Genomic DNA, 22,235 nt, shown 5'->3' with positions numbered 1-22,235 from the left:
CTCTGCCTGCTTGCCATGAGTGAGATCCTCGTATCTTCAATGTGAAGCCAGTCGAGGGATGCGTCTGCCGTCCCCGACGCCCAAGGCAGTGATGCGTCCGGCATAGGCGATGGGGGGAAGCCTCGCCGACAAGGGGGCCAGCCCGCCCGCTGAGGCTGGCGGCGCGGGAGCCGGGCACAAAAAAGTGCCGCGTCTGCCCCTTGGGGCAAGTCGCGGCACTTCGGGTGAAACCGGGTAGGTGAGGTAAGCGGGGGACTGTCAGACCCTAGCTCGGTGGGGCCGAGCGTCGGCCCCTCCCATCAGAGGGGGAACGCCATTGGCTTTCGGGGGCCAAAAATGACGGGGTGTCAGAGCTGTTTGTCAGGGAATTTGAGGGCCCGGCTATGGCATGGCCCAGGCCTGACAGCATCGCTTGGGAAGTGATCTCTGCAGCCTTGGCAGGTCCCTGCCACGGTGAATGTGCCTCGAAACCATTGCCGTCCACCGAAACCCCAGCATGTCCGGGTTGGGAGGTGGGGTTCATCCCTGAACGCGGTGGAATGGTGTCCCGTGACTCGTCGGCGCTGACGTACGCGCCGTAATAGCCATAGTTGAGATCGCCCTGTCCCTTGGTAGCCACGCAGTTGAGGATGACGCCCAGCACCCGCCCTTGAACGCGCGTCAGGTTGCTGAGGGCCCTGTACAGGGTGTCCCGGGTGGTCTTACGGGCGCGTGCAACCACCAGGGTGCCGTCTGCGACGCGGGAAAGGACAGCTGCGTCCGTGACAGGGAGCAGAGGCGGCGCATCAATGAGGACAATAGCCCGCTGCGCCAGGTCTTTCAGCAGGTGTTCCATCGCCCGTGACCCAAGGAGCTCAGAGGGATTCGGTGGTATTCGACCCGCGGTGAGGATTCTGAGCCGCGGATTCGGGCCCCATTCCTGAAGTACGTCGTCGATGGATGCCCGGCCTGAGAGAATATCGGTCACGCCTACATCCGGCAGGACATCGAAAACCTGATGAACCGTGGGCCGGCGTAGGTCGGCATCAACAACGATGACGTCTCTTCCGGCAGCGGCGATCGTCGCAGCAAGATTGCTGGTTACAGTGCTCTTGCCCTCGGAAGGCAGAGAACTGGTAATCAGAAGAATACGGGGTGGGTTGTCCACGTCAATAAAGTTCAGGTTGGTCCGAAGTTCCCGCAAGGCCTCAGCCATGGCATGGCCGCCAGGAACGCGGTGAACCACCGATGTACTTTCAAGGACGCTTGATTTTTCACTGAGCCGTTTGTCCAACGGCAAGGTTCCAACAACCGCGAGGCCGAACAAGCGTTCGATTTCGCTTGCTGCGCGGATCCTGCGGTCAAAGTGGTTGCGGGCCAGGGCATAGCCAAGGCCAACCAGCAAACCACCGGCCAAGCCAATTCCAATGGTCGCGGTCAGCAGGGGGGAAACAGGTGCCGAGGGCAGGGTTGCTTTCGCCAACGGGACGATCTTGGTGACAGGCTCTGTGCCCGGGCTGGCATTCCCCTTGTCCAATTCGTAGACCTGTGACGCCAGAGCGGCAACCCACGCATCAGCCACATTTTGGGCTGTCTGGGCATCTGAGGATCGTGCGGTGATTCGAATCTCAACCGAATCGAGGGGAACACTCACGCTGATGGATCTTGTGATGTCCGGTGCCGATTCCTTCAAACCCAAGGTCCTGATGACGCTTTCAGCGACCAGGATGGACTCGCCAACTGATTGATAACCCTTGGCTTTGGATTTGGCCAGGCTGTCCCCAGCGAGGGACAAACCGAGGTTCTCGGCCCCGGCGGCGACCACTATGCCGCTGGATTCAGCTGCGTAGACCTTGGGCTGCAGGGCATACCAGCCAAGGGATCCTCCCGTCATCAACACCGTGATGACCAGGATCCCGAGCCAATGTGAGCGGACTACGGAAAGGAGGTCATTGCCTGACATCCCTTGAGGTTTATCGTCCTGCAGCAATTGTGTGGTCCTCTCCATGCATGCCAGGTGCGTACTATTCCAAGACTGTTATGTCAGTCTCGGTACTGTCATGAGGCACTGAGAACCTCATATACGTCTGGCCTCAGTACCTAGGCTCAGCCCCCTTGGATGGCCCATCGGGTTGCGCAGCTGATGAACGCTCGTTGCTCTCGGCGAGGCCGTGAACGGACAGTTCGGTCAAAAAGCTCCGAACCTGCTCCGCCATGGAAGTTCCGTTCACGCCCAGGAAAGCCCTGTTCAACTCCTGGAGAATGTCGCCTTCAGTCCGCGTTCCATCAATGAGTTCCCAGATGGCGGCCGCCGAGCCCAGCAGAACAAGGGGGGAACCTTGATTCAGATTCAGGAGAGCCCAGCGCTCTTCACCGTGAGTGGGGACTTCAGCGACGGCTTTTGCCTTATGCCAGAACTGCGTCACGTGCATGTACCTGTTTCCTGGAATCCGGGGCGCACCCTTGGAAGCAGTCTTAACAACTGCCGGGCCCGCACTTATGGTCAATCTGCGCGGAGTGCCTTGTGACCCCGCTTTGAAAGGTTGCTTTCAAGGCGCCTCAGCGCGTCCAGCTCCGTATCCGTGATCGGCCGGTTCTCCGTATTTACGCCTTGATTTGTCAGTACTTATGGTGGGTCGCCACATTCCTCGACTCGTTGATCGCTGGGGGAGGCGAGGCGTCCGAACCGGCTTTGGTCAGATCGCGGTAAACGTCTTCAAGCTGCTTGGTAACGCTGTCCATGGAGAAGCGTTCCCTGGTCAGTTTGATGGCGGCAGCCGACGAAGATGCCAACAGACCCGGCTCCTCCAAGAAACGACGCAGGGCGGCAGAAAGGCTGTGGACGGATGAGTCGCAGACGATGCCCGCTCCGGACTCTGCAATGAAAGGGGCAAGTCCGCAACTGTCAGTCACAATGACCGGAACGCCCACGGACATTGCCTCCAGGACGCTCATGGGAAATGGTTCGTCAACTGACGGCAACACATACACCGATGCCCTTCTCATTCGGTCCAGAGTTTTGCTGGGTTGCAATGGCCCCTCAAGCCGGATCCAACCGGACGATCCCAAGGCCTGAATCTGACGTCGAACCTCCGGCTCCTCGCCTTCGTCCGGTCCCACCAGAGCCACTTCCATCGGCTTGTCGGTGGTCGTGGAGAGAAGAGTGGCTGCCTGGACAAGCACCGAAGGCCTTTTGCGTTTATGCAGTCGTGCCAGGTAGAGGAATTCGAAGGACGTTGTCTCTTTGTCTTCGGCGGCGTCAGCCCGGGGCACTCCATTAACCAGCCGTTCCAGGGTTCCGTGACGGGCACCCAGAAGCCCTCCGAGTGATCTCTGTTCTTCGGGCGTCAGCCAAAAGCATCGCTTGCTGGCCCGCAGCACGCGAAGTGTCACCAGGGTGTCCAGAATCCTGGCGAGCTTCTTATCGGATTCGTCGATCATCCCGTGGGTTTGGACCACAAAAGGAATGCCCCGCATGAGGCAAAGGAGGGCGGCCGGAAGCATCACCAAGTCCCGCGCAAGGTGGAGGTGAACAATATCTGCACCCTTGAGCGCCTGCCACAGCGCCGGCAACATTGCTGGAGCTGCCAGCCCGGCAAACCCGGTGCCGGGGATGATGCGGATCGCCCTGAAGAGGCGCGACCGCACACCGTCGCCAAAGTACGGTTGGTCCACTTCCCCGCGCACCCCGGCGAATACTTGAACCTGGTGTCCGTGCCTGGCAAGTTCCATCGACTGGTTTTGCGCAACCCGCACGGGCCCGCCGTAGGCGCCGTCCGGGCTGACCAGGGTTACCACCTGGACTATCCTCAATGCGTCGCTACCGATTTCTTCCACGGCCGGCCTCCTTGAGCGTGCGTTCGATCGCCGCGTAGTAGCGGTCCACCATGATGTTCTCTTTGTGCCGGTTCGCATGAGTCAGGGCGTCTCTCCGCCGGGCAAAGACGTCGTCCGGATTGCTGAGCAGTGCACGAAGGTGGCTGTGCAACGACTTCGAATCCAGTGGGCTGAAACCCACTGCCTGACTGCCGGCGGCGTCTGGCAGCCCGCCGTGGTTTGCGTAAATGACGACGCACCCCGCAGCCGCAGCTTCAAGAGCGACGGTGCCAAACGGCTCCGGCATTCGGCTGGGGATAACAACAATGGAATTCCTGTTCAGAATCCGGTTGGCCTCTTCCGGACCCTGAGAGCCCAGGAACGTCACTGCCGTGCCCAAACCGCTTTTCCCAGCAAGATTTTCGAGGCGCTCACGTTCCGGGCCGTCACCCACAATTGTCAGTGAGAAGCCTTCTATGTCCCCCACTAGTTCCGCTGCTGCCTGGATCAGGAGGTCAACGCCTTTATCCTCGCTGAGGCGCCCCAAATAGGCGATTCCCAGCGGAGCGCGGACCTCGTCGTCGAGCACTGAAAAGAGTTCATCACGGTAACTGTTCGGAATGACTTCGACGTCGCCTTCAACATGATCTGCCAGAACTTTGCTGTTGGCCACAATGACGTCCGCCCGCTGGATGATGCGGTATTTGGCGGCGTATTTGAGCCGCTGTATTCGGGTTAGCTTCTGCCCCGGCATGGTCACCCACATCCTGAGGGAGACCATCCACGGCTTGCGAAGCAGCGCCAATGGCCACCACAGCGAGATTGCGGGGTTGTTGTGGAAGACGACGTCGGCCCTGCGCACCAAAGCGAACAGGCGCCGTGGCGACGGTCGCCTGATGACTTCATAAGGGAAATCTCTTGTCTGGTCGGGTTTTGCGGTGTTTGTGATGACCGATACTTCAGCGCCGTGCCTCATGAATCCGCGCGCGAGGATGTCGGAAGTGATCTCCACACCGCCAACGCCCGGATAGAAGACATGCGCCACCACAGCGATCCTCAGCGGTCGTTGCTCGGGTGTTGGGCTATTTGCCACGCGCACCACTTCCAATTTCTTGGAGGAACCGGGCAATTCCTTCACGAAAGGGACCCCAGCCTGATGCTCGGGCGATCTCCAACGCCTTGGCGCTCCGCTCTTCAACCAGTCCAGGATTATCCAGGAATCGTTGCAGCTCGGCGACAATTTGTTCGGGCGCAAAACGATCCACTACTGCTCCCGCGCCCTGGACCACCAGATCATCGACTCCACTTCCCAGCGTCACCACCGCGGGTAGCCCCTGGCTCAGCCCTTCCAAGGCCGCGAGGGAACGGCCCTCCACGAGGCTCGGCAGCAACAGCACGTGATGCTTTCGCATTTCCAGGAGAATGTCACTCCGTGGCATGGTCCCGCGGTAGTCGACAGTTCCGAGCATGTCCTCGAGGGCAGGAAACGTCTCGCCCGGCAATTGGCCGATAGCCGTAACGTGCACGGCGGAAGAGAGCGCTTTTGCAGCGGACACAACGTCGGCAATACCCTTCATGCCTACTATGCGGCCTACGAACAACACCCTGAGCGGGCCGCGTCCGTCCCAGCTCAGCGGAGCCTGCCCAGGGTGGACGTGGGGGCAGCCGTAGGGAATCTCTGCGATGTGGCTCTCGACACCGGCCGCACGCAGGCTCTCAGTGACCTGAGCCGACGGCGAGATCAGCCGGGTTGCCAGTTGGAGCTCAAGGTCTTCCTTGGAATGGACCAGGCTTGGGGACAAATCCTGGCGTGCCGTGACTGCCCATCCAGGTGCGAGGCCCTCAAGATGCTCGGCCCAGTGCCTGGTAGTAGCCCAGTGAACGTGGGGAACTTCCAAAATCGTTTCCATGTCGCGTTCCCGGGCCGCCCTGAACACCTTTGAGGCGAAGGTTGAGTATCCGTAGACAGCACCCGGTTGAGGTAGCCGTTGGAGCGTCTTAATGGCCTTCGTCTCCACTTGGTTGGCCACCCAGTGGGCCGAGAGTGGACCCGAAGCTGAGCCGAGTCGTCGTAGCCCCGCCGGCTGCGCACGCAGCAGAAGGTTGCGGACGAGTTCACTCGCCGGCGTGACGTGCAGCTGATGGTCTCCGATCATGGGAAACAGCCGGCGTTCAACCAGTGACCTTGCGGGCCGGAGCCAGGACAGTGCCTCAGAATCTGTCCATCCGATCGAGGTGACAAAGGCGGACAGTTGGCGGTGTTCACTCAGCGCGGTCAGGGTCTGACGGACGTTTTCGTTCCCGAAGGGGTGCACAAGCACCGTTTCCATGGAACCCGCGGAGGTATTTGGCGTGGATCCGGTCATGGTTTGGTGGTGATGTCGTTTGCCGCATTGTCGGAGGCTATGGAGGTGACATCGGCAAGACTGAAGACCGCAGCCAATTGCGTATCGTTCTTGCCTTCGCTCACGTTCTCGTAGTGCAGGGCTTGCTCCTGTGATCGGGGGTAAATCGTGAGGTGTTGCCCGGCAGCGTCGACCACCCGGCGTCGATAACCGCTGCGGATCGCCAACGCATTCAGCCAGATGTCGTCCGCGCGGGGAGCCACGTCGAGGAATTGCGTTCCTGCGTCCTTTATCGCGGACTGCAGCCGGGGAGGTAGAAGCACCCCCGCTCCTCCCGTCAGGAAATTGGCGTGGCTGTTTGAACCAACTGGAGCCGGTGTCCACGAGTTGTAATCGGCAAGAGTTGCGTCTCCGGCATTAGTCTTCATGCGATGAGCCCTGTAGGCCGGGATCTCATGAACATGCCCTGAGGCGCGGATGAGGATCTCCAGCCAACGTCGCGGGTACATAAGGTCATCGTCGGCAAGCGCGAGGTCCAGTCCATCCCGGGCGAAGTCACGGCAATAGGGGAAGTACTTCTTGTGTGGTCCAAAGTCATCACAAAAGCGGATCTCCAAGCCCCGCCGTTGAAGGCGCTGAAGCATAGGGTAGGCCTCGGGCTGGAAGTCAGGCTCATCGACCCAAAGGATCATGCGGGCCGGCCTTACTGAACCTCCGGCAATAGACTCCAAGGCATGGGCCACGATTCCCAATCGACGCCCGTAGGAGGTCATGCTCACTACGACGTCCGCTGCCCCCGTTACTTTCTGCCGGCTTAAAAAGTTACGAACTCTTAGGCTGCTGATGAGCCCGATCTTGTACGCAAGCCGTGGAATCTTCGGCAGTAAACTGTCCAAGGCGAGCTGACGCCTCGGATTAATTGGAACGGGCATCTACTTCTTCCTGTCTGTCATCTTTGAAATCGTTGTGTGGACGAGCTGGAGATCGTGGCGCCTGAGGCCATAGAAGCCCCGCATTGTCATTCCAAAGTGCGTGCGCAGCCACACGATGTTCATAGTGCCGGCGACCGCACTTCCCGCCAGGGTGGCCAGAGCCGCCCCCATTGCACCCATGGTTGGTACGGTCACCATGAGGATGGCGGTGTTGAGCAATGCTCCAATGACCATGCCGCAGCTGCGGAGCCCCGGACGGCCACGTGCGCTGAGCCCTGCACCGGCTACAGAACCGGCACTCCCGAGGGCCACACCTGCAAGAATCACCCAGCACACTGCTACAGCTGCTCCGAACGTCTCACCGAAAAACAACGGGATGGCCCACGGAAGGGACACTCCGATTCCGAGGCTCGCCAAGGCTGACGCAGCCGAGGTTAAACGGGCGGTCTGTTGGAGTCGTTGTTGGTCCTCGCGCTGATGGGAGCTTTCCGCGTCAGAGGAAAACACAACATTGCGGACGGCGCTTGAAAGCAAAGCGGGAATCTCTCCCAGGCTGACGGCAACAGAGTAGAGTCCGAGCTGTGCCGCGTTTGCGAACGGAACCATCAGAAGCTGGTCGAGACGCAAGAGGACAACTCCCGCCAGGGAACCCACCCACAAGCGGCTTCCGTAGTTGAACAACCTGACTCTTGCAGCGGTGGCGTTTCTTGATCCGCGTCGGTACCTGATGAGGTACGGCAGCGTCACCAGCCCCTTCAGAAGGGGGAAGCCGAGCATCGCAATAGTTGCCGCCAAAGGGGTCAAAGTATTGGCCGCGGCCATCACGGCCAGAACAAGAAGGCGCAGGGCGGACAGGCCAAAGTCAATCAACGCTGACTGCTTCCACGCATGGTTTCCGGCCAATACGCTGTTAGGCACGGAGGCCCAAAAAGTCGGAACGGTCAGGGCCGCGGTAACAAAAATGAGTTGCCGGATTTCCGCGTTTCCATCCGCGAGGAGCGAGGCGCTCAGCGTCACGAGCGCTGCAGCGGCGATCCCCAACAGTGTGAGAATCCAAAAAGCCCGTCTTACGGCCCTGCGGGCGCCTCGCGCCTGCCTGGCAATGAAATACGTGAGTGCCTCGGGGATGCCAAGTGCTCCCACAGCCACCGCGAAGAGCATGGGAGCCATGCCGGCAGCAAGCTCCCCGCGTCCCACAACACCCAGCGATTGAGCCAGGATTGGAGCGGTGGCAAGTGACATGAGCGGAGTCATTGCCGATCCGGCTACGGCATAGAAGATCCGGCTTCCATGGCTTTCTTTTTGAGCGACGTCCGTGCCAGTGCTGCGGTCCAAACGCTGTCTCATGAAGCGGGTACCCGCCCCGCAGGAAAAGACGATGAACCGCCCTGACCGGGCAAGCGACGTGACGACACTCTCCGGGCGCTTTCCACCAAGCGGGGATTCCGGGAGGAACGGTAGCTCGCCATGGCCAGCACGAACCAGAAGAGGTGGATGTCGATGGAGTTGCCGCCGATGGAACTATAGCCGTTGATCGAAACGATGATCAGCGCCGCCGCAGCGACGCCCGGCCAGCTGTCCCGTTCTTTGATCTTGAAGTGGCCCAAAAGGAGGCAAGCCATGAAGACGAAGAACGCCACCACAACCAGAATTCCGAACATGAGGGCCATCATGAAGTAGCCGTTCTCAAGACTGGAGCCCAGAGTGCCCATGCCCTTGAGATCCCGGCTGCCCGGATACCCGCCCGTGAAGAACTCCGAAGTGTGCTCCCAGAACCAGTCGAAGGCGGCTACTCTCAGGGCCGCGGAGCCGTTGTCATCTTCGAATTTATGCAAGAGCTTCTCACCGGCGACGCCCTGGATGCTAACTAAAAGCGCGACGGCGACCGCCGTTGCAAGAAGGACGCTCCGAAGAATTCTGCGGCCCCCGATGATCACCAGAAAAACGAATCCGACGATCGTGAGGATGAGGCCCATACGACCGTAGGCAAGCGGCACCGTGACCAGGAGGACTGCTGCCAGCGCGAAGCGAAGGAACATGGACCGGATCAGGGCGAGAAGAGGCATGAGGGCCGCAAAGAAGACACCAACTTGGATACCGTGACCAAACGTTCCAATGGCAGCACCAAGCTCGGATTGAGTGCCATTCAGCCAGATTCGTGAGAAGTCGCTTTCCCACACCAGGGGCCGTCCTGTGGCCACCTGGATCTGAGACAGCACGGCTTCCGCAAGGCCCAAAAGGACAAACGTCACCAGGAAGACTTTTCCTGCTGCTGGTGCCGAGCGGATTGAATATCGCATGAAAACGAAGACGTAGTACGGTGCCCATACGATGCCCAGCACAAACATGGTTGTATCCAGCAGTCCTGCGCTGCCCGGATTTCCGACGTCGGTCATCATGACTGCCGCGATGCCACCGAGAATTGCTTGAGGCCATACTCCTGCAGAACGGATGACGCGTCCGAAAATGCTTGGAGCGAATGCCAGCTGGACCAGGACAAAGCAGAGAAACAAGTACATCGACGGGTGCAACCCGGGCATTACTTCGTTCTGAACCACCCCGGGAACCAGAATTCGCACCACAATAACGGCGGCCAGAACAAAGTGCATACGGCGAACAAAGACGACGCTGAAGACCAGGCAGAGTCCGATCCAGATGATCAGCGTGCTCACAGCGGCTCTCCACCCGTGCCGGCAGGTTTTGCGGCACCGCTCCGCGTGTGGCCGGTTGAAGCGAGCAGTCGTGTCCCGCTGGGCAAGTCCTTGACCACCAAAGCCGAGGCCCCTACCAGGCACGCGTCGCCGATGTTCACGCCACGCAGCACCGTGGCACGGGCGCCAATCCAGCTCCCGTCACCAATGACAATTGGTGCGTTGTCGAACTCAAAAGTGGGGGAATCGAAGGAGTGGCTGCCGGTGCAAAGGAGGGCCCCTTGGGAAATGCAGCAATCGGAACCAATGGTGACGGGCTCCAGGTTGAGGATCCAGGCATCGACGCCGATCCACACGTTGTCGCCGATGGCTAGTTTCCACGGCCAATGAACAGTAACTCCGTGGCGGATTTTCACGCCCTGCCCGATGGAGGCACCGAAGGCCCTGAGAAGGCGCACCCGAAGGGACGCGGGGCACCACCACGTGCGGAAGATCAGATGTTGAATGGCGAACCAGGCTGCTTGCCAGAGTAGTCCACGGCCTTTGTGGTAGCCGGCGCCGGTGAACCCGGAAAGATCCAACCGACTCATCCTCGGTGGTGTTCCAGGGCCTGGGCGTCGTCTGTGATCGGTGGTGAACACGCCACCGCCCTCGTCGTGGTGTCCATTTTGTCCTCAGCATTCTGTGATTCGGATACCACTAGATTGTGGTTGGGGGTTGGCTCCCCCTAGACCCAATGGGCCTCCCTTTCTAGGTGGTGGGGTTGACCGCCGGACAGGCCCTTTCAGATGCCTCCGTGGCGGCTCGCCACGCATTACGTATGGATGCCATGGCCACCTGCGTGGAGGGGCAAGCTCTAGCCCCGGAGTGGTCCTGCCGCCCCGCAAACCACGTATTGCCCGCGTGGTTTTCGCATCACCCACCACCCACACGCAGATGTCCCTGGCGGCCATACGTAATACCCGATGTAGCGCCACGGAGCCGCCGAGGTGCAGGCGGAACACCGATGGACTTCAGCGCTGGCCGCATCCACTGCTTCCCGTGCGGCGATAAGGAGTGTCATCAGGCCCAGGTGGCGGAGCGTGGGCTATGTGGGGTCCTACCCGACCACGTAGAAAGTCGGGTATTTCCGGTCTAGGGGGCATTGATCTCCAACAACAATCTAGTGGTATCCGAATCACAGAATGCTGAGGAAAAATGGACACCAAGACGAGGGTGGTGGCTTGTTCACCATCAATTCCGGGCCATGCCCGTGCCCTGGAACCCCAGATCGTGGCTCAAAGCCCAGTTCTTTACGAAGGACTGGAGATCCCTGACCAGACCAAGTTGCGGTCTCATGAAAAGGGCAGGCGGATCGTACTCATTGCGGGCATCGTACTGGGTCATGTTGTCACTCTGTTTGGGCCGCTGTTGCTTGGCCGTTGGCCTGTAGGCCCCCTGTGACGTGTGAATCCGTACCGCATCCGGCGTCCACCCCTCCATTGAGCGTCCATCGCATCGGCAAGGACTCATGAAGACGCTGATCGTGGGACTGAATTACGCCCCGGAACCCAGCGGTAATGCCCCCTACACCACCAAACTCGCTCAGGGACTGGCCGCGCGCGGGGTCACGGTCAACGTGCTGACTGGATACCCCCACTATCCGCAATGGAAGATCGCCGACGGATACAAAGGCCTCTCCATGGAGGAGAATCTGGAAGCCGTGCCCGTCAAGCGGCTCCGTTCAACGGTCCCGCGACGGCCCAACGGAATTGGGCGCTTCATCATGGAAGTTACCTTTGGGGCCCGCACTGTGCTTGAGCGCTGGCATCGCCCCGACGTGGTCCTGGTTGTCAGTCCCGCCCTCTTCTCTGCGGCGTTCGCCATTCTTCGAGCACGGATCTTCCGCGTCCCCGTTGGCATCTGGGTTCAGGATCTGTACAGCAAGGGGATGGAGGAAACCAGCGCTGCGCCATCGCCGCTGGCTTCAGTCATGAAGCGCATCGAATCCGCGATCCTCAAGGCTGCAGACGGAGTCAGCGTAATTCACGAACGTTTTCGTGACCACCTTGTAGATGAGTTGGGAGTGCCCGCGGACCGCGTCCGGGTGATTCGAAATTGGACCCACGTCCGCCACCACCATTCGTTCGACAGGTCGGCGGCCCGGGACCGGCTGGGCTGGGCGCCAACGGACTTTGTTGCCCTGCATGCGGGAAATATGGGCGTGAAGCAAGGGCTGGAGAATCTCGTCGCCGCCGCAGGTGTGGCAGAGCGGGGCGGAAGCGATGTCCGGTTTGTGCTGCTGGGCAATGGCAACCAACGGCGCTTCCTCGAATCCGAGGGATATGGCGTCGACAGGCTCCAGTTCCTCGAGCCTCTTCCGGACCGCGCCTACTCGGAGGCGCTGCGATCGGCCGACGTACTGATAGTCAACGAGCGTCCGGGTGTCCGGGAAATGTCGGTGCCGAGCAAGCTGACTAGTTACTTCGTGACAGGTCTGCCGGTAGTTGCCGCCACCGAGGCGGGCAGCGCAACCTCGCACGAGTTGTCGGCAGCAGGAGCCGGTGTCCGGGCCGAGCCCGGCACTCCGGAGGACTTGGTGGCAGCGATTGAACTCCTCCGCGAGGATCCCGGTTCGGCCAGGGAGTTCGGCGCCGCGGGCCAACAGTACAGCGAGAAGGTCCTTTCCGAAAAGGTGGCCGTGGACAACTACGCCGCCTGGTTGAGCGACCTCGCGTCGCGGAAACGCTCTCACTGATACGAGATTTGCCACATTCAGATGTACGACAAGAAGGAAAGAACTTTGGTCAAGAAAGCGCTTATCACAGGAATAACGGGCCAGGACGGCTCGTACCTCGCCGAACTACTGCTCTCAAAAGGCTATGAGGTGCATGGCCTGATCCGTCGCTCCTCGACCTTTAACACGGCACGAATCGATCATCTTTATGTGGACCCGCACAACAGTGACGCGCGCATCTTCCTGCACTACGGGGACCTTTCCGACGGCGCCCGCCTGGTGACGCTGCTGGCAGAAATTCGTCCGGATGAGGTCTACAACCTGGCCGCCCAGTCCCACGTCAGGGTTTCGTTCGACGAACCGGAGCACACCGGCAACACGACTGGAATTGGCACCATCAGGCTCCTGGAAGCCGTGCGCATGGCTGGTATCGAGACGCGCTTCTACCAAGCATCCTCGTCAGAGATGTTCGGCGCCACTCCACCGCCGCAGGATGAGGAAACCCCCTTCTATCCCCGCTCTCCGTACGGGGCCGCCAAGGTTTACAGCTACTGGATGACCAAGAACTATCGGGAGGCCTACGGCATGTTTGCCGTTAACGGCATCTTGTTCAACCACGAATCGCCGCGACGTGGTGAAACTTTCGTGACCCGCAAGATCACACGCGCTGTCGCGGCGATAAAGGCCGGCAAGCAGTCGGAGCTGTACATGGGGAACCTGCAAGCGGTCCGCGACTGGGGTTACGCAGCGGAGTACGTCGAGGGCATGTGGCGCATGCTCCAGGTGGATGAGCCTGATGACTATGTGCTTGCCACCAACGAGGGCTTCACCGTCAAGGACTTCCTTCAGTACTCGTTTGAACACGCTGACATGAACTGGGAAGACTACGTCCGCTTCGATGAGCGTTACCTGCGTCCCACCGAGGTGGAGGCCCTCATTGGCGACTATTCAAAGGCCAAGGCAAAGCTGGGCTGGGAACCTACGGTGAAGACGCCGGAGCTGGCCCGCCTCATGGTGGATGCCGATATTGAAGCCCTGAAGCACGGCGGAAATCCCTGGATCGATGCCGTTGATCTGAAGTCCTGGAAGGCCCTCGCCCGATGACAATGTTCACGCCAGGACAGCTTGATCGGGCGGCCCCCTTCTATGTCGGCGGGCATGGAGGATTGGTTGGTTCCGCGCTGTGGCGGAAGCTCAATGCCGAAGGTTTCACGAACACGATCGGGAAATCATCCAAAGAGCTGGATCTGAGGAATCGTACCGCTGTCTTTGATTTCTTCGAGAAGGAGAGGCCCCGCTACGTGGCGCTGGCCGCCGCGAAGGTTGGCGGCATTCTCGCCAATAAGACGTACCCGGTGGATTTCCTCAGTGAAAATATGCAAATCCAAGTGAATGTCATGGATGCAGCCCAAAAATATGGAGTGGAACGTCTGCTGTTTTTGGGTTCATCCTGCATTTACCCCAGGATGGCTCCCCAACCCCTCAAGGAGGAGTATCTCCTGACGGGTCCGTTGGAAGAGACCAACGAGGCATACGCGATTGCCAAGATTTCGGGAATCATGCAGGTGCAAGCCGTCAGGCAGCAGTATGGCCTGCCGTGGATTTCCGCTATGCCCACCAATCTCTACGGCCCTGGGGACAACTTCTCTGCACGCGGATCCCATGTGCTGCCGGCCCTTATCCGCCGATTTGACGAGGCCCGGGTTCGCGAAGAAACCACGGTAACCAACTGGGGAACGGGCGCACCACGGCGCGAATTTCTTCACGTGGACGATTTGGCTGCTGCCTGCTTGCACCTGCTGGAAAACTACGACGGCGCGGAACATGTGAACGTTGGCGTTGGCGTTGACATGACCATCAAAGAGCTAGCCGGAATGGTCGCCCGGACTGTCGGCTATGAAGGCGCCATTGAGTGGGACGAGACGAAGCCGGATGGTACGCCCCGGAAGCTCATGGATGTGGGAAAGCTTGAGTCTCTGGGGTGGACAGCCAGCATTTCCCTGCAGGAAGGGATCGAGGCCACCTACGCCTGGTTCAAGGAGAACCGGAACGGTTTCAGGGATTAGGCGGTGGCACCGCTTCACTTTTTACAGGCGGTGGCCGGCCGGTGCCACGTCCCTGCTTGGACGTTCATGACCGCATTGGGCGGCGACTGGGTATGAGATCGCAGGTTCAGGCAGCATCTCCGGCAGAAATTCTCAGGATGGACGAGTCCATCAGGCTATCGGCGGCGCTGGTGTCCCACGTGGCAGAGAAAAGCAACATCCGGGTTCTTCTCATCAAAGGCCCAGCAGCCACGATGGTCGATGCCCGGCCGGAAAGGCAATCGCTCGATCTGGACGTCCTTCTCCTGCGCTCTGATCTGGAGACCCTGCTGACCGCGCTTGAGCAAGGTGGGTGGGAGGCCAGGATTCGGGAAGTCTCTGACGCGTTCCCTGACCATTCGACCACTCTTTTCAACGCAGGGTGGCCCTCCGACATAGACGTTCACTGGAGGTTCCCGGGGTTTTACGAGGATGAGTCCGTGGTTTTCGAACGTCTGTGGCTTGCGAGGCAACGCATTGAGCTAGGCGGCCGTCCGGCATGGACTCTGTCCCGCAACGACGCACTTCTGGTCACGCTGCTGCACGCATTGCGAAGTCCAGCCAAGGGAGTCCTCCATGGCGACGTCGCCTTTTGCGTAGGACACATATCAGCATCGTCCCGAGAACACTACGACAGGGCTGTGGAGCTGGGCGCATCGGGTCCACTGGGCCCGGTGTTTGCCGCCTTGCCGGAGACCCGGGCCCTTGACCTTGGAGAGCCACCTCTTGATTGGGTTCTGCGGACGACGGCGCAAAGGTCCGCCACGTTACGTCTCTTTCATCTCATCCAGATCCCGTGGACCAAGAAGCCGGCTGCGCTGTGGCAGGCGCTGTTCCCGTCCCGGGACTCCCTCAGCTGGCATGACCTTGAACTTCGCAACACCAGTTACTGGCAGCAATCGTCCTTTAGATTCCGTCGACTGTGGCGGAGCTTCACCGAGGGGATCCAAACCCTGAAGGAAGTACGCGAAATCCGTGCCCGAATCCGGAAATAGCCGGATAAGCAGGGTGCACTGCGGCCCCCTTAGATCTGATCAAAGTTTTCATTCCGAAAAGCGAGGATTCATGCGCATTACCGTCATCGGCACCGGCTACCTTGGTGCCACCCACGCCGCCTGTATGGCCGAACTCGGCTATGAGGTGCTCGGACTCGATATCGACCCGTCGAGGGTGGCATCTCTCTCAGAAGGACTGCTGCCTTTCCATGAGCCAGGCCTGCCCGAACTTCTCCGAAAGCATGTGAACAGCGGACGTCTTCGCTTTACTACTTCCTACGAGGAGGTGGGCGCCTGGGGGGATGTGCACTTCATAGGTGTTGGAACGCCCCAGCGCACCGGCGAGGGTGCTGCCGATATGCAGTTTGTTGACGCTGCCACGATTTCTCTCGCCCGGAATATCACCAAGGATTCCCTCATCGTCGGGAAGTCGACGGTGCCGGTGGGAACCACCCGGCGCCTGAAAACCCTTGTCCGTGATAACAAACGTCCCGGGGTTTCGGTGAGCCTTGCCTGGAATCCCGAGTTCCTCCGGGAGGGCTTTGCCGTTGTGGACACGTTGACCCCTGACCGGCTGGTCATTGGTGTGGAGTCGCGTGAGGACGAGGAAATTCTGCGGGAGGTTTATGCGACCGCCATAGCATCCGGCGTACCGCTGATCGCTACGGACTTTGAGACTGCGGAGCTCGTTAAGGTGGCTGCAAACGCGTTTCTCGCAACGAAAATCTCGTTCATCAATGCTTTTTCCGAGGTAACGGAGGTGATCGGTGGCGACATTCGGACGCTTGCGGACGCCATCGGCCTCGACGCGCGGATTGGCCGCCGCTTCCTGAACGCTGGCATCGGGTTCGGTGGTGGATGCCTGCCCAAGGACATCCGGGCCCTTCAAGCCCGCACTGTGGAACTCGGCTTGGAACGCAGCATGCGCTTCCTCGATGAGATGGATGAGATCAATTTGAGGCGGCGGGAACGGGCAGTCCATCTGGCCCGATTGATGCTTGGTTCACTATCGCAAAGCAGGATCGCCATCCTTGGCGTAGCGTTCAAACCCAACAGCGACGATGTCCGCGACTCTCCAGCCCTGGATGTTGCCGGCAAGCTCTTCGACGAAGGGGCGGAGGTGTTGGTGTACGACCCCGCGGGCAACGCCAACGCCTCCAGACGATCGCCACAGCTTACTTACGTGACATCGATGGTGGACGCCGTAAAGAATGCGGACCTGGTCCTTCTTCTCACCGAGTGGGACGAGTTTAAAGCCCTGACGCCGGAAGTTCTTTCAGCACATACGGAAACCCGCAGGATTATCGACGGGCGGAACATACTGGATGCCGCAAGGTGGGAAGACGCTGGATGGTCTGTTGGATCGCTTGGACGACGCTTTCCGGTGAGCGAGGAGACCGGGAGGCCAGCCAGTACGGCACTCCAGCTGAGTTTGGGTCCTGCCGCGGGAGGTTAAACCGATTGCCTCACGGTAGCGCGGTAACGCCGGCTCACCGCTGTTCGGCTGGCCTGCGGGGGGATTCCAAGCTTTCGCCGTACCGATGCCAGTTGGTTCCGGAGCGTTGAGTCGGCAATTCCCAAACGCCTGGCCACTTCGATCCGGGGGAGTTCCTCGTCCCCCAGGAAATAGGCGTTGGCTGCGACTTCCTCGGCAGTGGTCAGGGGTACATAGTCCCGGCCGGAGGCAGGATCAAACGGCAGATGCGTACCGCCGTCGGCAACGCTCCTGACTGCTGCCAGCAGGTTGGGAAGCGTAGCCGTCTCAGGTACGTAGCCCCGTACGCCGAGGTCCATCAGACGTAAGACGTGGGAGCTGTGGAGAACGCCACCGTATACAAGAACGCGGTAGCCGTCACGGACCAGGTCAACCACGTTCTCTTCAAGCCCGGGCAATGTCCCATCCACCACGGACAAGTTCCTTGAGGACGCGGGGTGCAACGAGCTGGTGACCCATTGGATGAGTGCAGTGAATTGCCGCTGCTGGCTGACGACTAGTATTTGGGGCAACTCTGTAACTCCTGTCTTGGTGGATCTACTGCTCAGGGCCCGCAGGCTGTGAACAGGGTCCGGAATGTGTAAGGCCCCGGCACATGGTCGAGGCGCCTTAGGCGGAAGTTGGGGAGACCCCCGGGGAACCCGATGCCATGGGCTTCGGCGCATTTCGAATGAGATCGGCGAGCTGCTTTCGAGTGGTGGTGTCCGTCTTCCGCAGCGCATTGGATATGTGGCTTTCCACAGTCCGGATACTGATGCCGAATTGCTCGGCGATGTCCTGGTTGCTCTGCTGCCCGGCGACGAGGGCAACTTCAATCTCCCTCAGGGTCAGGGACGAACCGGGTGGTTCTGACCGGAAGTTCAACAAGGTCCCCGCCATACGGAAGCGGGCTGTGAAGTCCTTGGCTGCCCGCCTGATTTCGGCCGCGGCACCGGGCTCTCCGCTGAGCTGGCACCGCTGCTCCGCACCCCTAAGCACCATGGACACCTGGAACGTGTCGCCGTCCAGCACGTACGTGTCGAGCAGGTGCCGGAGCCGGGGAAGGTCCATCTCGATGGCCGCGTCAGCGATGGTGAGGAGCTGATGGTGGACTGTGATCCCACGATCTTCCAGGATCTTCCCGACGAGACCCCGGATGCGGGGGCCAGGGAGAAGTCCCAGGGCGAAGAGCCCCGTATGCATGGCTTCGAAGATAAAACCGTGCTGAAGGGACCTCTCGATGCTCCTGCTGGCGCGCTCATCGAAGGCTTTGGCGCTGGCTGGCCGGCTGGCGGCGAGATCGTGCAAACCCGTTCCGATACCAGGGACGGGGCCAATATCCCGCCCGTGTGCCTCTGACGTGGCTCCGAGGGCGCTCCTTGGCACCGCATCGCGCAACGATGACAATCGCAGCATGGCACTGTGCAACGAGTCCACAAGGAATCCCGGTTTTCCCAACGAGAAGGCGCGGCCCATGAGGTATTCCGCCTCGTCAAACAAACCGTGATGGAGCAGGGACAATGCAGCTATGTAACTTTGGCTTACAAAGGCGAACTGATCGACGTCCTGCAGGGCCTTTTCCCGGCAGTCGAGTGCCATGACGAGTGCTTCCTCCTCACGTCCGCTGGAGAGCATTGCCATTCCGCGAATGAAAGAGTCGAAGCGCCGGCAGTTGCCGGTACCTACCGCTGAATCCAGTGCGCCGAGTGCTCCTTGGGGGTTCAGGCGGTAAAGCTCCAGCAGTCCCCTGACGGCTGGGATGATGCTGCCGTCCGGACCCTGCACTGTTGGATCGGGGAGTTGCTGGTCCTGGTGGCTGGAGATCCTGCCGTTGGACGTGGCAAGGAACATCAGGAACGCTTCCGCCTCGTGCCGTAATTCCGGTTGACTGGAAGATAGCGCGTGCATGGTGGCTATCGCGCCGGGCAGGTTCTTTTCACGTGAGAACTGCCACCAGGCCAAGGACATGGTGAAGAAAAACAGGTCCGTTGTTTCACCGCGATCGGAGTCAGTCCGGCGGAGAACCTCCTGGATCCTGTGGGGGTTGGTTGGCGCCCCCCAGTAGACATTCAGGACCGCGACAGCGTTGGAGAGGCTCCGATCCCGTTCCCACGCCTGATAATGCTGTTCTTCAAGAGAGTGGAGCCTCTGCTGAAAATACCGGGTGGCCGCCGCGTGGTTGCTGCCCATTTCAGCGCGTAGCACCACCATGGAAGCGGACAGCAAATCATCGGCCGCCTGCACATGATGATCACCCGGTTCTTCAACGACGTGATCTGTCACCGCGCTCTGGAGAATCCTGCGCGAGCTCAGCGTGTGGGCGCGAAGGTAATCGTCGACTATCGGTGGGAAAACAGCTGCCAGGAGATTGTGGTCCGGACCTTCTATGACTGAAATCAACCCGTTGTATTCGAGAGTGTCCAGCACCTCCTCACCCACGGCAGCAACAAGGCGGTCAACGGGACTGGGACCAAGGAGCGACATTTTGTTGAGGGCCCGGACTTCCTCCGGTCGCAACCCCTGAAGCAGGGCTTCCACTGTGCCGTGGAGGTGTTCGTTCATCAGTTTGGTGCCGTTCATGCACCAACGGCCATCCTTGAGAATAAGGCGTTCACTGAGGACGGACGTTTCGATGATTCGGACGGCCAGCCGCAGATTGCCTCCCGACTTGTTAAGAATGCCCGCCACCACGTTCACGTCTGCGGGGTGACCCAGGGTGTTCATGATGAGTTTGCTGATCTGTTCGTATCCCAGCGGCGTGAGCGACACTGTCGCTTCAGGAATGCTCACCAAGTGGCCGGAGCTCTTGGCCTGGAACGGCCTGTCATTCATGGTGGTGATCAGAGGGACATTGCTCCTGCTGCGCAGGACATCAACCACTGCCGATGACTCCCGGTCCAGATTCTCGAGATCGTCGATCGCTATCAAATGCACGCCGGTCCTGGCCATCTGCACCGACAGAAGGTCCACGATGCCGAGGATTCCGATTGTCCTGGAACGGAGGTCCAGGCCCAGGGAAAGAATGCCGGCAAAAGGCACAGCGGCCAGAGCAGGCGCGGCGAACATGGTGTAGACCGTGGCCCCGTCCTCTTCCAGCTTTGCCACGACGTTCTTGAGCAGAGTGGAACGGCCACTCCCGGGCGCACCGACGATTCTTACGCCCAGCCCCTTTGCAACGTAGTCCAGGACACTGTTCATCTTCTGCTTATACAACTGCTGACCCCTTATGGAAGCGGCTGTTCGACCACGTGATGTTGCCAAAAAGCCTTGCTGCTGTTCGATGCCTGATTCGTCCGAGAGGCATCGAAGATGAGGAAGCCCACCCCCATTGCCGTATTTGTTCAAACTTCAAGTGTCCAGTCGCCCCGATTCGTGTTGTGGAATAGCCGGGGTTCTTTCCTGGAGGGAGCGGTGCCGTGCGCAGGGATTTGGTCCAACCCGGCCGGATGAATGCGGGCGAAGACGGAAATGCAGCAGCCGATTTGGCATCGACTCACTCTTTCGTGAACACTTTCGTCTTGGAACGGTTTCACTCTGGAAATCGCCCCAGCATGTCCGGACTGTTCCATCACCATTGGGGGGCGCTTGAGTCACATCCATCAGCAGCCCGAAGCACGGGGGCGCACGGATGCCTTCGGGATATTAGTGGTTTGTACCGGCAATATCTGCCGCTCGCCCTTGGCTGAACGTCTCCTCCAGGCAGGACTGGACGAGGCATCGCCGGGAGCGTTCGAGGTATCCAGCGCCGGCACTTTTGCGCATTCAGGCAATCCGGCCCAACCCGGATCGCTCACCATCGCAGCACAGCTGGGAGTTGGCCTGGAGGACTTTCGGGCGCGCCAGCTCGAGGAAGAACACATTGCCAGAGCCGACCTTGTGCTGGTGCTTGCCCGGTCTCATAGGCCAGAGGTGTTGGCCCTTTCCCCCTCGGCCTTGAAACGCACGTTCACCTTGCGGGAATTCGCCCGGATTCTGGACCACATGCCATTGCGCCTTCAACGGGAAGGAACCTGGCCCGGATTGGTGGCCGAGGCCTACCGTGGACGCCAGCACGCGGCAGCCAGCGTGGCAGAACATGACGACGTGACCGATCCTTACAGGCTCGGCCCCGGTGCCTATGATCAGATGACGCAGGAAATGTTGCCTAGCCTCAGCACCATTATTGAAGCTGCCGTGGCCCTGCGCGCCAAGTAGGTGGGTCCCCTAGCTTCCAGCGAGCTTCGTCAGATGATCCGGCAGCCTGTTCCCTGGAGCCCGTCCGCGGATTTCCAGCAGTTCGCGGGCGTGTGCGTGCAGCTTCACATCCTCGTCGGACACCGGTACCCACGCAGGGATGGGCACCGCAGTCCCTGTTTCGTCACGCGCCACCATCACCGTGAGGCAGTACGTGGTCAGGTTCAACTCTCCGGTCTTGGGATCCCCCGAGCGGACATGCACCGCGACGTGCATGCCCTTGGCGCCCGTGTAGACCAGGCGAGCCTCCACCTCGACGATGTGCCCGATCAACAGGGGCCTGTAGAAACGGACACCGCCGGAGAACACCGCAACGGTATCCTTGCCGCAGTAACGGGAGGCGCAGACGTACGCAGCTTCGTCGATCCACTTCATCACAATGCCGCCGTGGACCTTGCCGCCCCAGTTCACATCAGTGGGGGACGCCATGAACCGCAGGACGACGCGCTCGGCGGTCCCGGCGTCGGTATATTCCTGCGCGTTCATCGCGTTGACGATCTGTTCACGAACTTCGATGCGAGCCAGAGCGTGGTCACGCTGCTCGATCTCCGCGGGCGTGGACGGCTCAAATTGGGGAACCGGAATTGGCTTGCCGTCCGGACCCACGGCGACGAAGATCACCATGCACTGACTGTGCATGGTCTCCGGGCCACCTTTTGGATCCCGGGAGCTGACCACGGTGTGGATGTGCATGGAGGAGCGTCCCGTGTACACGATGGTGGAGGTCACCTCCACCATGTCCCCGCTGTTCACCGGATCTGTGAAGTGGATGTTGCCCACATAGGCCGTGACGCAATAGCTCTTGGCCCAACCCACCGCAGCCGCATAGGCAGCCTTGTCCACCCATTCAAGGACGGTGCCGGCATCCACAGAGCCGCTGTGCCCGACGTCGGTGGGGGCCGCAAGGAAGCGGAGGGTCACGGAATTGCCGGCAGCGTCGCTCATGCTGGAAGTTTACTGTCGGCGGGTTTCTGTTACGCCAGTAAGTCGGTCCCGGCTGTCCACCCCGG

General features: G+C 60.2%; 19 protein-coding genes. 6 read left to right on the top strand and 13 right to left on the bottom strand.

Features of this window, described 5'->3' with window-relative positions:
* Nucleotides 1-265: 265 nt before the first annotated feature.
* The 10 genes from BMY91_RS11575 to BMY91_RS23115 form a co-directional block, all read right to left on the bottom strand.
* The gene (locus BMY91_RS11575) at nt 266-1,942 is read right to left on the bottom strand and encodes a tyrosine-protein kinase domain-containing protein (protein ID WP_090822016.1); all 1,677 of its coding nucleotides are present in this window, start codon (nt 1,940-1,942) and stop codon (nt 266-268) included.
* 130 nt (nt 1,943-2,072) lie between these two features.
* Nucleotides 2,073-2,411, bottom strand: coding sequence for a PqqD family protein (locus BMY91_RS11570; RefSeq protein ID WP_090822014.1), 339 nt, complete (start codon nt 2,409-2,411; stop codon nt 2,073-2,075).
* A gap of 187 nt (nt 2,412-2,598) precedes the next feature.
* On the bottom strand, nt 2,599-3,816 hold the full coding sequence (locus tag BMY91_RS11565) for a glycosyltransferase (protein ID WP_177179904.1): 1,218 nt from the start codon (nt 3,814-3,816) through the stop codon (nt 2,599-2,601).
* Nucleotides 3,800-4,888: a glycosyltransferase family 4 protein gene (locus BMY91_RS11560; protein ID WP_143054066.1), complete on the bottom strand. Its 1,089-nt coding sequence runs from the start codon at nt 4,886-4,888 to the stop codon at nt 3,800-3,802. Before BMY91_RS11560 ends, BMY91_RS11565 begins: the two co-directional genes overlap by 17 nt.
* Nucleotides 4,878-6,161, bottom strand: a complete 1,284-nt coding sequence (locus tag BMY91_RS11555) for a glycosyltransferase family 4 protein (protein WP_090822008.1) — start codon at nt 6,159-6,161, stop codon at nt 4,878-4,880. Before BMY91_RS11555 ends, BMY91_RS11560 begins: the two co-directional genes overlap by 11 nt.
* The gene (locus BMY91_RS11550) at nt 6,158-7,072 is read right to left on the bottom strand and encodes a hypothetical protein (protein ID WP_090822006.1); all 915 of its coding nucleotides are present in this window, start codon (nt 7,070-7,072) and stop codon (nt 6,158-6,160) included. The genes BMY91_RS11555 and BMY91_RS11550 overlap by 4 nt, the downstream gene beginning before the upstream one ends.
* Nucleotides 7,073-8,419 carry an oligosaccharide flippase family protein gene (locus tag BMY91_RS11545; protein ID WP_090822004.1) on the bottom strand — a complete coding sequence of 449 codons (1,347 nt, stop codon included), beginning with the start codon at nt 8,417-8,419 and terminating at the stop codon, nt 7,073-7,075.
* Nucleotides 8,416-9,744 carry an O-antigen ligase family protein gene (locus BMY91_RS11540; RefSeq protein ID WP_090822002.1) on the bottom strand — a complete coding sequence of 443 codons (1,329 nt, stop codon included), beginning with the start codon at nt 9,742-9,744 and terminating at the stop codon, nt 8,416-8,418. The genes BMY91_RS11545 and BMY91_RS11540 overlap by 4 nt, the downstream gene beginning before the upstream one ends.
* Nucleotides 9,741-10,313: a DapH/DapD/GlmU-related protein gene (locus BMY91_RS11535; RefSeq protein WP_090822000.1), complete on the bottom strand. Its 573-nt coding sequence runs from the start codon at nt 10,311-10,313 to the stop codon at nt 9,741-9,743. Before BMY91_RS11535 ends, BMY91_RS11540 begins: the two co-directional genes overlap by 4 nt.
* A gap of 643 nt (nt 10,314-10,956) precedes the next feature.
* Complete coding sequence (locus BMY91_RS23115; RefSeq protein WP_177179902.1) at nt 10,957-11,109, bottom strand: hypothetical protein; 153 nt, start codon at nt 11,107-11,109, stop codon at nt 10,957-10,959.
* Nucleotides 11,110-11,233: 124 nt separating this feature from the next.
* Here BMY91_RS23115 and BMY91_RS11525 point away from each other — a divergent pair, with 124 nt between their 5' ends.
* The 5 genes from BMY91_RS11525 (at nt 11,234) to BMY91_RS11505 (ending at nt 16,974) form a co-directional block, all read left to right on the top strand.
* Nucleotides 11,234-12,460 (top strand): glycosyltransferase, encoded by a 1,227-nt coding sequence (locus BMY91_RS11525; RefSeq protein WP_090821996.1) that lies wholly within the window; start codon nt 11,234-11,236, stop codon nt 12,458-12,460.
* A 45-nt stretch (nt 12,461-12,505) separates the two neighbouring features.
* Complete coding sequence (gene gmd, locus BMY91_RS11520; protein WP_217639246.1) at nt 12,506-13,543, top strand: GDP-mannose 4,6-dehydratase; 1,038 nt, start codon at nt 12,506-12,508, stop codon at nt 13,541-13,543.
* Nucleotides 13,540-14,505: a GDP-L-fucose synthase family protein gene (locus BMY91_RS11515; RefSeq protein WP_090821992.1), complete on the top strand. Its 966-nt coding sequence runs from the start codon at nt 13,540-13,542 to the stop codon at nt 14,503-14,505. Before gmd ends, BMY91_RS11515 begins: the two co-directional genes overlap by 4 nt.
* A gap of 92 nt (nt 14,506-14,597) precedes the next feature.
* Nucleotides 14,598-15,518 carry a nucleotidyltransferase family protein gene (locus tag BMY91_RS11510; protein WP_090821990.1) on the top strand — a complete coding sequence of 307 codons (921 nt, stop codon included), beginning with the start codon at nt 14,598-14,600 and terminating at the stop codon, nt 15,516-15,518.
* A 70-nt stretch (nt 15,519-15,588) separates the two neighbouring features.
* The gene (locus BMY91_RS11505; protein WP_090821988.1) at nt 15,589-16,974 is read left to right on the top strand and encodes a UDP-glucose dehydrogenase family protein; all 1,386 of its coding nucleotides are present in this window, start codon (nt 15,589-15,591) and stop codon (nt 16,972-16,974) included.
* On the opposite strand, the gene BMY91_RS11500 is transcribed toward BMY91_RS11505, so the two are convergent.
* Nucleotides 16,971-17,525 carry a helix-turn-helix domain-containing protein gene (locus BMY91_RS11500; RefSeq protein ID WP_143054065.1) on the bottom strand — a complete coding sequence of 185 codons (555 nt, stop codon included), beginning with the start codon at nt 17,523-17,525 and terminating at the stop codon, nt 16,971-16,973. The genes BMY91_RS11505 and BMY91_RS11500 overlap by 4 nt on opposite strands.
* 97 nt (nt 17,526-17,622) lie before the next feature.
* Nucleotides 17,623-20,190, bottom strand: coding sequence for a LuxR C-terminal-related transcriptional regulator (locus BMY91_RS11495; RefSeq protein WP_256212706.1), 2,568 nt, complete (start codon nt 20,188-20,190; stop codon nt 17,623-17,625).
* Nucleotides 20,191-20,577: 387 nt separating this feature from the next.
* Between BMY91_RS11495 and BMY91_RS11490 the strand changes: the two genes are divergently transcribed.
* Nucleotides 20,578-21,186 (top strand): arsenate reductase/protein-tyrosine-phosphatase family protein, encoded by a 609-nt coding sequence (locus BMY91_RS11490; protein WP_256212705.1) that lies wholly within the window; start codon nt 20,578-20,580, stop codon nt 21,184-21,186.
* A gap of 9 nt (nt 21,187-21,195) precedes the next feature.
* On the opposite strand, the gene BMY91_RS11485 is transcribed toward BMY91_RS11490, so the two are convergent.
* On the bottom strand, nt 21,196-22,170 hold the full coding sequence (locus BMY91_RS11485) for an acyl-CoA thioesterase (RefSeq protein ID WP_090821983.1): 975 nt from the start codon (nt 22,168-22,170) through the stop codon (nt 21,196-21,198).
* Nucleotides 22,171-22,235 lie beyond the last annotated feature (65 nt).

The organism is Arthrobacter sp. yr096 (genome assembly GCF_900108925.1).
Classification (GTDB): domain Bacteria; phylum Actinomycetota; class Actinomycetes; order Actinomycetales; family Micrococcaceae; genus Arthrobacter.
Note: the sequence above shows the minus strand (reverse complement) of the source record. Positions and strands in the feature narration are given on the sequence as shown.

Bases quoted from the DNA above. Each gene is read 5' to 3' on its own strand.
- BMY91_RS11575 (WP_090822016.1), bottom strand. From the start codon at position 1,942: ATGTCAGGCAATGACCTCCTTTCCGTAGTCCGCTCACATTGGCTCGGG.
- BMY91_RS11570 (WP_090822014.1), bottom strand. From the start codon at position 2,411: ATGCACGTGACGCAGTTCTGGCATAAGGCAAAAGCCGTCGCTGAAGTC.
- BMY91_RS11555 (WP_090822008.1), bottom strand. From the start codon at position 6,161: ATGACCGGATCCACGCCAAATACCTCCGCGGGTTCCATGGAAACGGTG.
- BMY91_RS11550 (WP_090822006.1), bottom strand. From the start codon at position 7,072: ATGCCCGTTCCAATTAATCCGAGGCGTCAGCTCGCCTTGGACAGTTTA.
- BMY91_RS11545 (WP_090822004.1), bottom strand. From the start codon at position 8,419: ATGAGACAGCGTTTGGACCGCAGCACTGGCACGGACGTCGCTCAAAAA.
- BMY91_RS11535 (WP_090822000.1), bottom strand. From the start codon at position 10,313: ATGAGTCGGTTGGATCTTTCCGGGTTCACCGGCGCCGGCTACCACAAA.
- BMY91_RS23115 (WP_177179902.1), bottom strand. From the start codon at position 11,109: ATGACCCAGTACGATGCCCGCAATGAGTACGATCCGCCTGCCCTTTTC.
- BMY91_RS11525 (WP_090821996.1), top strand. From the start codon at position 11,234: ATGAAGACGCTGATCGTGGGACTGAATTACGCCCCGGAACCCAGCGGT.
- BMY91_RS11515 (WP_090821992.1), top strand. From the start codon at position 13,540: ATGACAATGTTCACGCCAGGACAGCTTGATCGGGCGGCCCCCTTCTAT.
- BMY91_RS11510 (WP_090821990.1), top strand. From the start codon at position 14,598: ATGAGATCGCAGGTTCAGGCAGCATCTCCGGCAGAAATTCTCAGGATG.
- BMY91_RS11505 (WP_090821988.1), top strand. From the start codon at position 15,589: ATGCGCATTACCGTCATCGGCACCGGCTACCTTGGTGCCACCCACGCC.
- BMY91_RS11495 (WP_256212706.1), bottom strand. From the start codon at position 20,190: ATGAACAGTGTCCTGGACTACGTTGCAAAGGGGCTGGGCGTAAGAATC.
- BMY91_RS11485 (WP_090821983.1), bottom strand. From the start codon at position 22,170: ATGAGCGACGCTGCCGGCAATTCCGTGACCCTCCGCTTCCTTGCGGCC.